The following is a 14,099-nucleotide window of genomic DNA, read 5'->3' on the forward strand; positions in this document are numbered from 1 at the left end:
GCGGATATGGCATGAGTGCCATCGCAAGAGTTATGTTGGAAATGGGATACACCGTTACCGGATCGGATGTCGCTTCACAGGAGTTGACCGAGAAGTTGGCAGCCAAGGGAGCGAAAATATATATCGGACACACGGCAGAGCACGTCACTGGAGCAGACTTGGTTGTTTACTCTACGGCAGCGCCTGCTGATAATGTGGAACGGGTAGCAGCTGCAGAGTTGAACATTCCGATTCTGCATCGTTCCCAGATGCTTGCACGTTTGTTGAACGAACGTAAAGGTGTGGCTGTGGCTGGAGCTCACGGTAAAACAACCACCTCATCCATGATTGCACTTGTTATGGATAAATGTGATACGGACCCGACATATATCATTGGCGGAGAAATCATGAATGTGGGCACCAACGCCAAGGCAGGCCAGGGCGACTGGGTAGTCGCTGAGGCAGACGAGAGCGATGGCTCATTTTTGCAGTACCATCCATGGCTCGGTATTGTGACCAATATTGAGGCAGATCATCTGGAGAATTACAACAGTGATTTTGAGGAGCTCAAAAAGGCTTATGTGCAGTTCCTGAGCCAGATTCGTCCGGAAGGAACAGCGATTGTGTGTTCTGACGACGAGAATGTTCAAGCGATTTTGCCTGAACTCAAGTCACGGATTACAACCTATGGTATTGATCGTGCTGCGGATTATACGGCAACGGATATTGTACTGGGTGATCGCCGGATTTCCTTTACGATGAATCATCAGGGTGCTGCTATGGGCACGGTTGAGTTATCAGTGCCGGGTAAGCATAACGTTTATAATGCGATGGCTACGGTGATTACCTGTCTGGAAGCAGGCATTCCATTTGAGAAGATTGTGGCAGCTATCATCCAGTTCCACGGAGCCAAACGCAGATTCCAGGTATTGGGCGAGGCGCGTGATATGCTAATCATTGATGATTATGCTCATCATCCGACTGAGATTGAAGCTACGATTAGTGCCGCCAAAGCAACAGGCAAACGCATTATTGCGGTATTCCAGCCACAGCGTTATACGCGGACGTTCTTCCTGCTGGATGCGTTCAGTCGTGCTTTCGCGGAAGCGGATGAGGTGCTTATTACGGATATCTATTCTCCTGCGGGCGAAAAGCAGATCGAAGGGGTAACCTCAGCCAAACTGGTTGAACTGATCGTTCAAAACAGTAATGCTTCTGCACGTTACCTTCCTACAAAAGAAGAAGTTGTCGCTGACCTGCAGCATCGTCTGCAGCCAGGAGATCTTGTGATTACGATGGGTGCAGGTGATATTTGGAAAGTCGGCGATACACTTGCCAAAGGTTTGAAATAGATCAATTGAGAAATCGCCTGTCTTCGATACGAAGCAGGCGTTTTTTGCGTTATATGGAATGTATTCTCCAGTCTCTGCATATAGCTGATATAAATGAGACAAAGGAGAGGGTACAGGTGAGCAATGCTAGAATGACGTTTCGCTTCGGGGATCATGAGTCGGACAAGCCTGAAAACAAGAGGATATCCGCGTCCAGTCCATTGGTGACGTTAAGTGAAGAATTACCGCATAATCAACCGCTAACGCCTAAGCAGATGGATACAACCCCATCATGGACGCCTGAGGATATCCCCGGAGACTGGGGAGAGACGGTGCTGACAAGCTCTACTGTACCTGAACCTGACGAGCGGGTGAGCCATGATTCGAACTTGAACTTGGATGAGGCCCATTATTTTGGGAACCGTTCCGGTTACGGTTATGTTAATCACACCGATAATCCGGAGGAAGAGCGTCGTGATCTGTCCAATACCCATGATGATCAAGGCCACGACTGGCTTGCACATTCGGAGAACTATTCGTACAAACGTAATCGCCCTCCAAGGGGATGGAAAATGATTGGTTCTGTTACCGGGGCACTTGTTACCGGAGCACTCTTTGGCATGGTTATTCTTTCATTTTTCAATAAAGAAGGAGCCGCGAAGCCAGGTGATCTTCTTCCCGTCAATCAGGCTGTTTCCACCGTGACGGGTCAGGAGGGGGCTGCTGGTACAGAGCAACAGCTTCAGACAGCTACGACTGGCAGCACGTATTATGCACTCCAATACGGCGTATTCAGTTCTCCTGAACGAGCTGAGCAGGCCAAGCTTGAGCTGGCTCAGGCAGGTATAGCCGCAGGTTCTGATCCTGAAGATGGCAATCGAGTATATGCAGGCATTTCGTCTGATCGTGAAGAGGCCAAGCTACTTAGCTCCAGGCTAAAAGCCCAAGGAGTTGAACTGTACGTCAAGGAGATCGTGAACCCTGAGATCAATCCGGCTATATTCGGTGGCAAGCAAGAGGATGTGCAGCTTTTCTTCACAAACAGTTCTGCACTGGTCGAACAATTATCTACCTTGTCCATTCAACAGCTGGGACAGTCTGCTCCGGCAGCAGTCTCTACAGAAACGATGACCGCGATTCAGAATAAGCATCAGTCATGGATGACGGGATTGAATAGTATTACACCTGGTCTGACCGCAGATGTACAACCTATTATTGGCGGAATGGAGAAATCAATGAACAGTGCAATTACGGCTATCGCGGAGTACAACAAAAACCCGGATGATGTGCACATGTGGTCCGTGCAGTCCGATCTGATGGAATATGTACTGCAGCAGAAAAAATGGCTCGAAGCGATAAAGCAGTAACATGCTCTTTCCCATAACAACGCTTGGAAATACCTATCCGGCAAGGAACTGGAAATAGTTCCCCTTGCCGGATTTGTGTTTGTATTGACGTACAAAACCCCGTATAATAATGTGGGTGTCAAAAAATGGCGAGGGAAGATTACCGATGAAAAAAAACTTCGGCATGTTATTGCTGTTTCTGCTGCTCGGCTGGATGGCCGGAGCGTGGATCGCCAAGGCACTGCAGCCTGTTAAGGCAGTAGCCTTTCTTACGAAAGCCACGACCATACGTTGGTCGCCGCAGGCTGATCTGGATATTATCAGTTATGATATTTCACTTCAATTTCAAATGAGCCTTCTGAGTCTGATCGGTATGATTGCCGCTGTGTGGCTGTATCGCAGACTGTAGGAGAATGACGAGTTATGACGAAAAAAAATTAAACCAGTGACATCTATTATCGTGATCCGGACAGGATGTTGCCGTGGCATAAGGAGCCGTTCATTTTGGATAACACTCAACAGCGCCCTATTATTCTGGCCTCCACATCGCCTCGGCGCAAAGAACTGATCGCATCACTCCACCTAGCGTTTGATGTAATACCAAGTCATGCCAACGAAGATACACCACCAGAGTGGACACCTGAACAGACGGTACAGGAGCTTGCTTTGCGCAAGGCGCTTGCCGTGTATCGCGGGCTTGAAGGCCGCGAGCAGGAAGCCATTATTGTTGGTAGTGACACTGTTGTTGTTCTGGATGGTGAGATTCTAGGCAAACCCTTAGACGAAGCGGATGCTGAACGTATGTTATCCCGACTGCAGGGCCGCGTACATCGGGTGTTTACGGGTGTCGCTTGTATTGATGCGGGCAATGGACAGTCGTTAGTTCATTACCGCCAGACCGATGTAACGATGAAAGAGCTGACGGATGCGACCATCCGTGCTTATGTGCAGACGGGTGAGCCTTCAGATAAGGCAGGATCATATGCCATTCAGGGCATTGGTGCTTCACTGATCGACCGCATTGAAGGATGTTATTTTAATGTGGTTGGCTTGCCGTTATCCTTGCTAAGTGATATGTTGGACGGATTCGGCGTACATGTGTTGCCACGAACATGAATGAAGCCAAATGTTGTGAAATGAAAAGAGGGAACATATGGAGTCGCCTCAATACATGATGCGCGACATCCCCCAGGAAGAACGCCCGAGAGAACGCATGATGGAATACGGGGCGGGCGCCTTAAGCCATGCTGAATTGCTGGCAATTTTACTTCGAACAGGCACAAGACAGGAATCCGCGGTGCATATGGCACAGCGGATTCTGGCCGAAGCGGGTGGCATTCGCTCGTTGATGGATTTGAGTCTGGAAGAACTGACCGCGATGAAAGGAATCGGCAATGCCAAGGCTGTGCAATTGAAAGCTGGCATTGAGCTGGGTCATCGGATTGCCAAAAGCAGACTCACGCAGTCGACTTCAATTCGTACACCCCGTGATGCAGCTGACATTCTGATCGAACAATTGCGTTACTTGCAAAAAGAACATTTTGTGTGTCTTTTTCTGAATAGCAAAAATCATATTATTGCCCGGGAAACACTCTCCATGGGCAGCCTTAACGCTTCGATTGTACATCCACGTGAAGTGTTCCGGGCTGCCATCAAATGCAGCAGCGCATCGATTGTGTGCGCACACAACCATCCGAGTGGTGATCCTACGCCCAGTCCGGAGGATATCCAAATAACCAAGAGACTGATTGAAGCAGGTGCTATTGTTGGCATTGACGTGCTTGATCATATTATTATCGGAGATGGAACGTACGTAAGTTTGAAGGAGAAGGGCTTAGTATAATATAATGGTTGGCGTTGATGTTTTCCTATGAATGTTAACGGCGTTGTCCGTAAAAGATAGGTTCACTTTACTAATGCAAAAAAACAAATGCGAATATTAGCTCCACGTGTTGCGTGGGAATGAAATTATTACGCTCTGGATCATAATGGAGCGGCTATATGAGGCAGAAAAGGAGATTATGTTATGTTTGGTGGTTTTACGAAAGATTTGGGTATTGACTTGGGGACAGCAAATACGTTGGTTTATGTACGAGGAAAAGGAATTGTGGTGCGAGAACCTTCGGTTGTCGCTATACGGACAGATACAAATAGCATCGAGGCAGTAGGTGAAGCCGCCAAAAAAATGATTGGACGTACACCTGGTAACATTCGTGCCATTCGTCCAATGAAAGATGGCGTTATTGCCGATTTCGATACAACGGCAACAATGATCAAATATTTCATCCGTGAGGCGCAGAAACAGCGCTCCATGTTCCAACGTCATCCAAACGTAATGGTATGTGTACCATCCGGGATCACAGCAGTAGAACAACGTGCGGTTGAAGATGCAACCAAACAGGCTGGAGCACGTGAAGCCTATACAATTGAAGAGCCTTTTGCAGCTGCAATCGGTGCAGATCTGCCTGTATGGGAACCAACAGGTAGTATGGTTGTCGATATTGGTGGCGGTACAACGGAAGTGGCTGTTATCTCTCTTGGTGGTATTGTTACGAGCCGTTCGGTTCGTATAGCAGGTGACGAGATGGATGAATCCGTTATCCAGTACATCAAACGCCAATACAATCTCATGATCGGTGAACGTACATCGGAGCAATTGAAGATGGACATCGGATCAGCTATGCCATTGGAACAAGTAGAAACGATGGAAATTCGTGGACGTGACCTTGTAACAGGTCTGCCGAAGACAATTACGATTACTTCGGACGAGATCAGTGAAGCGCTGGCTGATACCGTGAATGCAATTGTTGAAGCGGTAAAAGTAACACTTGAAAAATGCCCGCCTGAACTTGCTGCCGATATCATGGATCGGGGTATCGTTCTTACAGGTGGTGGGGCGTTGCTTCGCAACCTGGACAAGCTTCTCGCTGGTGAGACAGGAATGCCTGTCATTGTGGCTGAGAACCCGCTGGATTGTGTAGCAATCGGAACAGGTAAAGCGCTAGAGAATATTCATTTGTTCAAAAGCAGAAGCAGTTCGGCCGTTCGTTCCAAACGTTAATTGGTATTTGCCTAACTTGGCATAGCGACCAAGTGGCAAGATATCTTTATAGAGGACCCGGTTAACCCCGGGGATGAGCTATTACCCGCTTAACAGGGGAGGATCGGCTGATATTCTCGCAGGGACTACAGGTCTGACAGTCTCCCCGCCGGGCATGGCTCGGAAGAGAATATGGATGTTAGAGGGTGTTCGAACTGTTTAAACTGCTAGGCAACAAAAGACTTTTTGTTTTGCTGGTGGGCCTTGTTACATTTATCGCGTTAATGGGCTTTACGCTCAGTCCGCGAACCACTCTATCCTGGCCGGAGAAATTCCTGAAGGATTCAGTTGGATTTGTACAATACGTATTTTACAAGCCCGCTTCCTATGTAGCGGGCTTTTTCAAAGATGTAGCGAACATGCGTACGGTATATGAAGAGAATGAAGAGCTTCGTATCGCGATGGGTCACTATACCCGGGATCGGCTGAAGTACAATGATATGGAGCAAGTGAATGAGCAGCTTCAGAAAGCGCTCAATTTCACAGAAGAACAGAAGAATCGCTATAATTACGGTTCACGAATTGCTCAGGTTATCAGTGCCAATTCGGATCCGAATAGCAGAACCATTAACATTGATATCGGTGAAAATGCGGGAATCAAGCCGGGGATGGCCGTTACCTCCCAGGAAGGGCTGGTCGGCGTGATCAGTCATGTCAGCTCATATACATCAACGGTTAATCTGCTAACGTCCATGGATGCCAATGATCCGACATCCAATGCCATTGCAGCAACGGCAGTAGGTAAAGAGAAAGTATTTGGTATGATTGAGAGCTACGATCCGAAGACGGGCATGCTCAAGATGACCAAAATTTCGGAGGATTCAAACATCAAAAAGGGTGATGAGATCATCTCTTCAGGGATTATCAATAACTTTCCCAAGTATATGCGGATTGGTGAAGTGGAAAAGGTTGAAGTTGGGGAGTACGGTTTAACGCGGACTGCGATTATCAAACCATACGCCAGTTTCCTTGATTGGAAAGAGCTGATTGTCATTATCCCGCCTGAGGTAAAAGAATAATGGTAACACGTAAGCAAGTTTTGTTCCTGTTACTATTCGTTTTGTTCATTGCGGAAGGCACAATTTTGCCGCTGCTCATCCCTTCTGGCTGGCAGATGCGTATTTCTGCCAATCTGGTCTATATCGTCATTTTGTTTATCGCTGTATATCATCATCGTCACACGGCACTAGTACTCGGTATATTTTTTGGACTATTGCATGATGTCGTATTCTATGGCGAGATGATTGGACCTTATGGATTCTCGATGGGTTTATCGGCATACATGATGGGACTCATTTTTCAAGCACCACGTGCACCACTGCCGGTTATGGTATCGGTTGTCATTTTGGGAAGTCTGCTTAATGACACCATGCTATTTTTCCTGTACAAGCTCTTCCAACTTAACCACGTGACCTTTGACTGGGCGTTGATTGAATACATGATTCCTAATTTGTTCATTCATTTTGTGTTTGCCTTGATCATATATGTCCCCCTTCGGAAACAACTGGAGCGGATCGGCAAGAGACGGAGCAAGACAGAGGAAGCTTCCTAAATACATTTATGGAGCGCAAAGCAGGAACTTGGGGCCCCGGGCACGAAATGTAATGAGATGGGAGGGACAGGCTTATGACGGTAAAATCGAATCACGTAACGATTAAAGGCATCCGAGACGGCCTGGTTTTCCTGTTGGACGATCAATGTGAATTCGAGGAATTGCTCTATGAGCTCCGCTATAAGCTGGAACACAGCCATCAAAATATTTTGACCGGACCGATTGTTCATGTGGATATCAAGTTGGGTGCCCGCGAAGTGACAGAGGACCAGAAAGAAGCAATCCTCGATATATTGAAGCAAAAAGGGAATCTGCTTATTCGATCCATCGACTCACCTGCACTCCAACCGGAGGTTAAAGGACCGCCGCCGATTGTAACCATGTGTGGTATGGTGCGTTCAGGTCAGGTGCTTCATCATGAAGGAAATCTCCTGTTTCTTGGGGATATCAATCCGGGGGGCACAGTGACGTGTACCGGAGATATATATGTGTTGGGTTCACTCAGAGGTATGGCTCATGCCGGAATTGGTGGGGACGAGGAAGCGATCATTGCCGCTTCGGTATTTGCACCGACGCAGCTACGGATTGCGGATATCATCAGTCGTCCTCCCGATGAATGGGAGAGCCGAGAGACCGGAATGGAATTTGCTTACTTACAGGACAATCAGATGCAGATAGACAAAATGAGCAATATCGTTCGGTTACGCCGAGATTTTAATGTGTTTAAAGGAGTGTAGCTCATGGGAGAGGCGATCGTGATCACTTCGGGTAAAGGCGGCGTGGGTAAAACAACCACCTCGGCAAACATCGGGACAGCGCTGGCGCTGCTCGGCAAAAAGGTTTGTCTGGTAGATACCGATATCGGCCTTCGTAATTTGGATGTCGTGATGGGACTCGAAAACCGTATTATTTACGATCTGTGCGACGTTGCGGACGGCCGCTGCCGTCTGAATCAGGCTTTGGTCAAAGACAAGCGTTTCGAAGAATTATACATGTTGCCTGCGGCGCAGACGAGAGACAAAAACTCAGTGTCGCCAGAACAGGTCAAGGATATTATCCTTGAATTGAAAAAAGATTTTGAGTACGTCATTATTGATTGCCCAGCCGGCATAGAGCAGGGTTTCAAAAATGCGGTAGCAGGAGCAGATCAGGCCATCGTGGTCACTACACCGGAAAATGCTGCAGTGCGTGATGCGGATCGTGTCATCGGCCTGCTGGAGAGTTCACACATTCAATCACCAAAGCTGGTGGTGAATCGAATTCGCAATAATATGGTTAAATCGGGTGACATGTTAGATATCGATGGTATTTTACAAGTACTTAATATTGACCTGATTGGCATCGTGCCTGATGATGAACTGGTCATCAAAGCTGCCAATTCAGGAGAACCTACGGTCATGAATCCGGATTCACTTGCGGCGATTGCCTATCGTAACATTGCAAGACGCATTTTGGGAGATACAGTTCCATTGATGCAGCTGGAGCAGAAAAAGGGAGCTTTCACTCGTTTCAAAAAGTTCTTCGGAATGGGTTAATTCATTTAAATGGGCTTATTCATTATCTGATTACATGACAGCCGTGGCTTATAGCCCGGCTTTTTTTGTTACCTGCTGGCAGGCTTGTTCATATTATCAACCACCTCTTCATAGGATGTAGTAAACAAGCCTCGGCGGGAGGATATTCCATGAACACGAAACTCAGAATTAAGCAGAGACGAGAAGAACGCATTCGGCGACTGATGGATGGTGCCACTGTGGAGGTCTTACAGGAGCAAAAAGTAGGTTCACTGTTGGACAAGAATGAGATCATACAAACGAAACCAATCGCGCCTAGTGAGGGGATACAGGAAAGAGATCCGGAATGGTTATGGAAAAAAGAGAATGGTCATTTCGTTCCAGGGGGGCATTCGAGATTCAACCTGTTCAAGTCACTTCTCAAACGGACGGTTATTAGCGCTTTGATATTTGGCGGAGTATGGGGGCTATTTCAGTTGGATACATCGTGGACGACATCACCCAAAACAGTAATTGCGGATGCACTCCATCGGGATATGGATTTTGCCTCTGCGGCAGCCTGGTATGAAAAACATTTTGGAGGAACACCTTCGTTTCTGCCTGTTCTTGGACATACAACGGATGCTGTCAATGGTTCAGGCATTCGGCAGTTACTGGGTAAACCAATCTCAGGAACAGTGGTCCAGCCATTCGCGCTGAGCATGAAGGGAATTGAGATCGTTCCGGATGCCGCAGGTGCAGAACTCATACAGGTCGCAAGTTCGGATGCTGGACGTGTCATGGAGGTTATCGGAGATGCAGCAAGTGGATTCACCGTTGTCATCCAACATACAGGCAATGTCACGGCAATATACGGTCGGCTGAACGAAAGTGAAGTGAACGTGAATGACTGGGTGGAAGCTGGGAATCCAGTGGGGAGTCTTAAGGCTACGGGTGGTGAACAACCGGCCACGCTCTATTTTGCAGTCAAAGAGGGTGAGGAGTACGTAGACCCGGCGGAAGTCGTTGCCCTTGATTAGGGTGTGGGGAGTACGCATTACGTTTCATCCGTTTTTTGTAATTATCATGATGGCCTCCCTTCTGACTGGACATTTTATTGAGCTTATTACGTTGTTTGCCATCGTATTTATTCATGAATGTGGACATGCTGCGGCTGCTGCCCTTCTGGGCTATCGTGTCTTGTCGATCCAGATGCTTCCTTTTGGAGGAGTAGCGGTTATCGAAGATGGAGGTACGATCACGGCCTACCGGGATATCATCATTGCTCTGGCAGGTCCATTACAAAACATGCTGATGGTTGGTGTGGTTTTGCTGTTGCAGTATGGCAATCTGGGCGATCCGGTTTTTCTCAACTATATCATTCAGGGGAACCTGCTCATTGCCCTATTTAATCTGCTGCCTGTACTTCCTCTGGACGGAGGTAAAATTGTTCAGGCGCTTGTCAGTCTGTGGGCACCCTACTATACAACATTAATGTGGACTTACAGAATTAGCATTCTGTGTAGCGTAGGGGTTATTTTATATGCTATCAGCCGATGGTTTACTGGGGACTACGGCTTACCGCTCAACATTCTGTTAATCGGACTTTTTTTGTTCTATTCCAACGTAACGGATTACCGAAATGTGCCCTATCGCTTCATCCGTTTTCTCATGAATCGCGAGGGTGTGTTCGCTCGTCATGCGGCTACCGGCAGTTTGGCGCAGCCAATAATCTCATTTCCGGCGAAACCTTTGGACACTATTTTGCGTCTATTAAAGAGAGAAAGATACCATATGGTATACGTGATGAACAGACAGGGTCGAATTATGGCCGTCTTGCCTGAGCAACGGATTATCGGTTCCTATTTTCAACAAAATGGTGATAAATTGTAGAGTTCTGGTGGACCTGTTCTAAAATGGGTTAATACATGTACAATGAGAATTGAAAAGATATTGAAATGGATGTGGATGAATTGAATTGTCTTCTAGAGGTGAAGCCATGAAACAAATGATAGTACATAATGAACATAACCTCATGCAAATGGCGCTTCTGGAAGAAGGCAAAGCTGTGGAATTTACGGCAGAGCGTACACGTGAGCGTGGACTGCTGGGTTCCTTTTTCAAGGGACGTGTCGTGAATGTGTTACCAGGTATGCAGGCTGCTTTTGTGGATATCGGTCAGAAAAAAAATGCGTTTCTCTATGTGGACGATGTGTTGCATCCCCATCTGGAGAAGCAGCCCAAGGTGAAGCCTTCCATCTCGGAGTTGCTTCGTCCGGGTCAGGAAGTCATTGTTCAGGTTCTGAAAGAACCGGTAGGAGGCAAGGGAGCCCGGGTGACGACTCATTATTCACTCCCGGGCCGTTGGCTTGTCTACATGCCTGTTGCTGACTATGTAGCGGTATCCAAGAAAATTGCCCGTGAAGGGGATCGTTCCCGTCTTAAGGCACTTGGGGAGCAACTGAGGCGGGATGAAGAAGGACTTATTATTCGAACCGTATCTGGAGAAGAGCAGCATGAAGCCATTAAGTCGGACTTGGAAACATTACGCGCGCAGTGGTATCTAATTCGCGAAAAAGCGGACAGTTTGCCTTCACCAAGCCTCTTGCATCGGGATCATAGCATGGTACAGCGAATCATCAGAGATGTGTATACGCCAGGGAGTGACGAAGTCATCACTGATAGTGAAGGACAAGCCCGTGAGGTAAAAGCATTGCTTGAAGAGATTAGTCCTGGTCATCAACCCAAAGTACAGGTGTATCGGGGAACAGAATCCATCTTTGCTGCCTATGGTGTGCAGGAACAGTTGAATAAGGATTTTGCCCGGAAAGTGTGGTTGCCCGGAGGCGGATACATTGTCATTGATCATACCGAAGCTCTGACTGTAGTGGATGTGAACACGGGGAAATACACGGGAGCTGGCGGTGACAGTCTGGAAGAGACCGTGACAGAGACCAACATACAGGCAGCAGTGGAGATTGCTCGCCTGATGCGCCTACGAGATATCGGTGGCATGATTATTGTCGACTTCATTGATATGGAGGAAGCCTCGAATCGGCATGAAGTCGCGGCAACCTTGGAGGGTGAGCTCAAGAAGGATCGGACCAAAGCGTTTGTAATGGGTTGGACCAAGCTGGGTTTGCTGGAACTTACCCGTAAGAAAGTGCGGGAAGAAAGTACGTTACCCTATGTGGAGCCGTGTTCTTCCTGCCATGGAACGGGAAAAAGATATATTTCACCTTTGCATTGATTTTTGATATATTGCGTGATATAATCTTCAAGTATGTGTTTAGCCTAATGGTCTTGCACATGCTGTAACCGCACTGGCCGGGTATAAGAACAGTTCCGCAAGGACACTGTCACCTGAGAACGGGCGAGTCTGAGACATGAGGAGGTGCAAGGCAAATGTACGCAATTATTGAAACAGGCGGCAAACAGTACAAAGTCCAAGAGGGCGATGTTCTGTTCATCGAGAAATTGACTGCGAACGATGGCGAAAGCGTAACGTTCGACCGTGTCCTGGCTGTATCTAACGATCAAGGTTTGACAGCAGGTACACCATTGATTTCCGGAGCTACTGTAACGGCTAAAGTGGAGAAACATGGCAAAGGACAAAAGGTTATCGTATACAAATACAAACCTAAAAAGAACTACCATGTGAAGCAAGGTCACCGTCAACCGTACACTAAAGTAACTATCGAAACAATCAAAGCGTAAAGAAGGTGCGATAAGTGATTATCGTTCAAATCTTTCGTGATGAGGACGGGAACATCGAACGTTTTTCCATTGAAGGGCATGCTAATTTTGCCAAGCGGGGAGAAGACATCGTATGTGCCGGGGTATCCGCTGTTACAGTGGGTACGGTGAACTCGATTGAAACATTGACCGGTGTCGAAATGGATGCCAAGATGAAGAATGGCTTTTTAAGCGGTTCTTTACCTTTGTTAGAGAGAGGGGAAACTTGGTCCCAGGTACAATTGTTACTCGAATCCATGGTGGTTATGCTCTCTAATATTGCAGAGTCATACGGGAAGTATATTAAAATACAGCAATTCAAATAAGCAAAGAAGGAGGACAACCAATCATGTTGAAATTAAATCTTCAGTTATTCGCATCGAAAAAAGGTGTAGGTTCCACGAAGAACGGACGTGACAGTAATGCTCAACGTCTGGGTGTTAAACGTGCTGATGGTCAAACTGTAACTGGTGGTAGCATTCTCGTTCGCCAACGCGGAACGAAAATTCACCCAGGAACTAACGTTGGCATCGGTAAAGATGACACTTTGTTCGCGAAAATCGACGGCGTTGTAAAATTCGAACGTTGGGGACGCGATCGCAAAAAAGTAAGCATCTACCCTGTTAATGTTGCTCCTGTAGCAGCAGCAGTAGAAGCGTAATATCGGCATTCCGCCTAAGGAGCCTTCGGCATTTTTGCCGAAGGTTTTTTGTATTCAACGGTTATTCGATAATGAACTGGCAGAAAAGACATGTTATACTTGGTTACGGTGGGTGTAGACCAACCGAGTTTTGTAGAACGGGGAGAAGCCATGAAATCTTGGAAAAGAGTGCCGTGGATTGCGGCATGTTCACTTCTGATTCCTTTGGTTTTCGTTATGTTGTATCCGGCGATGATCTCAAGCGTCGTGTGCGCATTGTGGTCCGTCGCAGTATTGCTCATTTCTGTGAATGCGATGAAGAAACAGGCGGAGGCGGAACGCAGAGCCATCATACAATCCATGGAAAAAACAGCAATTGCTTCATTAAATCATCATCGACACGACTGGATGAACGACCTTCAGGTGTTATATGGATATCTTCGGCTGGGCAAACTTGATAAATCCTTGCAATGTGTGGAAAGAATAAAAGAGCGGGTTACAGAAGAAAGCCGAATCTCCAGATTAGGTATTCCTTCCCTCGTATTTTATCTTCAGTCTTTTCGCGCCAGTGGAATTGCGCTGGACTTGCATGTGGAAATAGAAGATGAGTTGCAGCTTAGTGCTCTGGTCTCTCCCGAGGATGGCGAGTCACTTACCGGGGCGATTGCTGATGCAATCAGGGCCTATCAATATGGCGGCGGCCGGTCTTCTTGGGGAGAGGTTCGCAAACTGACCTTAAACTTCGGACAGGATCATGGAGATGTGGTTGTCCGACTGGATGGGGATCAAACACCCGATCCGGAAACACTGCGGCAGCTTACTGCCGTACTCAAAGGAAAAAAAGTCAGAACGGAGCAGTTTCCGTCTGAGGATACGTTTATACAATTCAGAATGCCGTGTGGAATATAGGAAGAAGGGGTTAA

At 47.3% G+C, this 14,099-nt stretch carries 17 protein-coding genes and 1 other annotated feature; all 17 genes read left to right on the forward strand.

The genetic code is table 11. The features are described from left to right. Positions 1-11: 11 nt before the first annotated feature. Positions 12-1,331: a UDP-N-acetylmuramate--L-alanine ligase gene (murC, locus tag MKX68_RS17755; RefSeq protein ID WP_253442774.1), complete on the forward strand. Its 1,320-nt coding sequence runs from the start codon at positions 12-14 to the stop codon at positions 1,329-1,331. A gap of 116 nt (positions 1,332-1,447) precedes the next feature. Further along, positions 1,448-2,677, forward strand: coding sequence for an SPOR domain-containing protein (locus MKX68_RS17760; RefSeq protein WP_340913344.1), 1,230 nt, complete (start codon positions 1,448-1,450; stop codon positions 2,675-2,677). A 145-nt stretch (positions 2,678-2,822) separates the two neighbouring features. After that, the gene (locus MKX68_RS17765) at positions 2,823-3,065 is read left to right on the forward strand and encodes a DUF4321 domain-containing protein (protein ID WP_047841183.1); all 243 of its coding nucleotides are present in this window, start codon (positions 2,823-2,825) and stop codon (positions 3,063-3,065) included. 95 nt (positions 3,066-3,160) lie between these two features. Continuing rightward, positions 3,161-3,772 (forward strand): Maf family protein, encoded by a 612-nt coding sequence (locus tag MKX68_RS17770; RefSeq protein ID WP_338588361.1) that lies wholly within the window; start codon positions 3,161-3,163, stop codon positions 3,770-3,772. A 37-nt stretch (positions 3,773-3,809) separates the two neighbouring features. Further along, a complete protein-coding gene (radC, locus tag MKX68_RS17775) occupies positions 3,810-4,499 on the forward strand; it encodes a RadC family protein (protein ID WP_340913346.1) in 690 nt (229 codons plus the stop codon). Positions 4,500-4,682: 183 nt separating this feature from the next. After that, on the forward strand, positions 4,683-5,717 hold the full coding sequence (locus MKX68_RS17780; protein ID WP_340913348.1) for a rod shape-determining protein: 1,035 nt from the start codon (positions 4,683-4,685) through the stop codon (positions 5,715-5,717). A gap of 185 nt (positions 5,718-5,902) precedes the next feature. Then, positions 5,903-6,775: a rod shape-determining protein MreC gene (gene mreC / locus MKX68_RS17785; protein WP_047841182.1), complete on the forward strand. Its 873-nt coding sequence runs from the start codon at positions 5,903-5,905 to the stop codon at positions 6,773-6,775. Beyond that, positions 6,775-7,308 (forward strand): rod shape-determining protein MreD, encoded by a 534-nt coding sequence (mreD, locus tag MKX68_RS17790; RefSeq protein ID WP_036605906.1) that lies wholly within the window; start codon positions 6,775-6,777, stop codon positions 7,306-7,308. Before mreC ends, mreD begins: the two co-directional genes overlap by 1 nt. Positions 7,309-7,382: 74 nt before the next feature. Next, complete coding sequence (gene minC / locus MKX68_RS17795) at positions 7,383-8,045, forward strand: septum site-determining protein MinC (RefSeq protein ID WP_017692615.1); 663 nt, start codon at positions 7,383-7,385, stop codon at positions 8,043-8,045. Between the two features lie 3 nt (positions 8,046-8,048). Continuing rightward, positions 8,049-8,843: a septum site-determining protein MinD gene (gene minD, locus MKX68_RS17800; RefSeq protein WP_053783092.1), complete on the forward strand. Its 795-nt coding sequence runs from the start codon at positions 8,049-8,051 to the stop codon at positions 8,841-8,843. A 149-nt stretch (positions 8,844-8,992) separates the two neighbouring features. Then, a complete protein-coding gene (locus tag MKX68_RS17805; RefSeq protein WP_340913353.1) occupies positions 8,993-9,841 on the forward strand; it encodes a M23 family metallopeptidase in 849 nt (282 codons plus the stop codon). Continuing rightward, positions 9,834-10,694: a site-2 protease family protein gene (locus tag MKX68_RS17810; protein ID WP_340913355.1), complete on the forward strand. Its 861-nt coding sequence runs from the start codon at positions 9,834-9,836 to the stop codon at positions 10,692-10,694. Before MKX68_RS17805 ends, MKX68_RS17810 begins: the two co-directional genes overlap by 8 nt. 106 nt (positions 10,695-10,800) lie before the next feature. Continuing rightward, positions 10,801-12,051: an Rne/Rng family ribonuclease gene (locus MKX68_RS17815; RefSeq protein WP_091037546.1), complete on the forward strand. Its 1,251-nt coding sequence runs from the start codon at positions 10,801-10,803 to the stop codon at positions 12,049-12,051. A gap of 56 nt (positions 12,052-12,107) precedes the next feature. Then, positions 12,108-12,192: a sequence feature (ribosomal protein L21 leader region), on the forward strand. A 14-nt stretch (positions 12,193-12,206) separates the two neighbouring features. Continuing rightward, positions 12,207-12,518 (forward strand): 50S ribosomal protein L21, encoded by a 312-nt coding sequence (rplU, locus tag MKX68_RS17820; protein ID WP_017692620.1) that lies wholly within the window; start codon positions 12,207-12,209, stop codon positions 12,516-12,518. A 14-nt stretch (positions 12,519-12,532) separates the two neighbouring features. Then, positions 12,533-12,862, forward strand: coding sequence for a ribosomal-processing cysteine protease Prp (locus MKX68_RS17825; protein ID WP_036605912.1), 330 nt, complete (start codon positions 12,533-12,535; stop codon positions 12,860-12,862). 23 nt (positions 12,863-12,885) lie between these two features. Further along, positions 12,886-13,197: a 50S ribosomal protein L27 gene (gene rpmA, locus MKX68_RS17830; RefSeq protein ID WP_017692622.1), complete on the forward strand. Its 312-nt coding sequence runs from the start codon at positions 12,886-12,888 to the stop codon at positions 13,195-13,197. 90 nt (positions 13,198-13,287) lie between these two features. After that, positions 13,288-14,085 carry a Spo0B domain-containing protein gene (locus MKX68_RS17835; RefSeq protein WP_235193928.1) on the forward strand — a complete coding sequence of 266 codons (798 nt, stop codon included), beginning with the start codon at positions 13,288-13,290 and terminating at the stop codon, positions 14,083-14,085. The last annotated feature ends 14 nt before the right edge of the window (positions 14,086-14,099 follow it).

Origin of the sequence: Paenibacillus sp. FSL M8-0212 (assembly GCF_038004645.1) — a bacterium.
GTDB lineage: Bacteria > Bacillota > Bacilli > Paenibacillales > Paenibacillaceae > Paenibacillus.

Coding starts and splice junctions, on each gene's coding strand:
- minC (WP_017692615.1), top strand. CDS start 7,383: ATGACGGTAAAATCGAATCACGTAACGATTAAAGGCATCCGAGACGGC.
- minD (WP_053783092.1), top strand. CDS start 8,049: ATGGGAGAGGCGATCGTGATCACTTCGGGTAAAGGCGGCGTGGGTAAA.
- rplU (WP_017692620.1), top strand. CDS start 12,207: ATGTACGCAATTATTGAAACAGGCGGCAAACAGTACAAAGTCCAAGAG.
- MKX68_RS17815 (WP_091037546.1), top strand. CDS start 10,801: ATGAAACAAATGATAGTACATAATGAACATAACCTCATGCAAATGGCG.
- MKX68_RS17765 (WP_047841183.1), top strand. CDS start 2,823: ATGAAAAAAAACTTCGGCATGTTATTGCTGTTTCTGCTGCTCGGCTGG.
- MKX68_RS17835 (WP_235193928.1), top strand. CDS start 13,288: ATGTTATACTTGGTTACGGTGGGTGTAGACCAACCGAGTTTTGTAGAA.
- MKX68_RS17780 (WP_340913348.1), top strand. CDS start 4,683: ATGTTTGGTGGTTTTACGAAAGATTTGGGTATTGACTTGGGGACAGCA.
- rpmA (WP_017692622.1), top strand. CDS start 12,886: ATGTTGAAATTAAATCTTCAGTTATTCGCATCGAAAAAAGGTGTAGGT.
- mreD (WP_036605906.1), top strand. CDS start 6,775: ATGGTAACACGTAAGCAAGTTTTGTTCCTGTTACTATTCGTTTTGTTC.
- MKX68_RS17805 (WP_340913353.1), top strand. CDS start 8,993: ATGAACACGAAACTCAGAATTAAGCAGAGACGAGAAGAACGCATTCGG.
- radC (WP_340913346.1), top strand. CDS start 3,810: ATGGAGTCGCCTCAATACATGATGCGCGACATCCCCCAGGAAGAACGC.
- murC (WP_253442774.1), top strand. CDS start 12: ATGAGTGCCATCGCAAGAGTTATGTTGGAAATGGGATACACCGTTACC.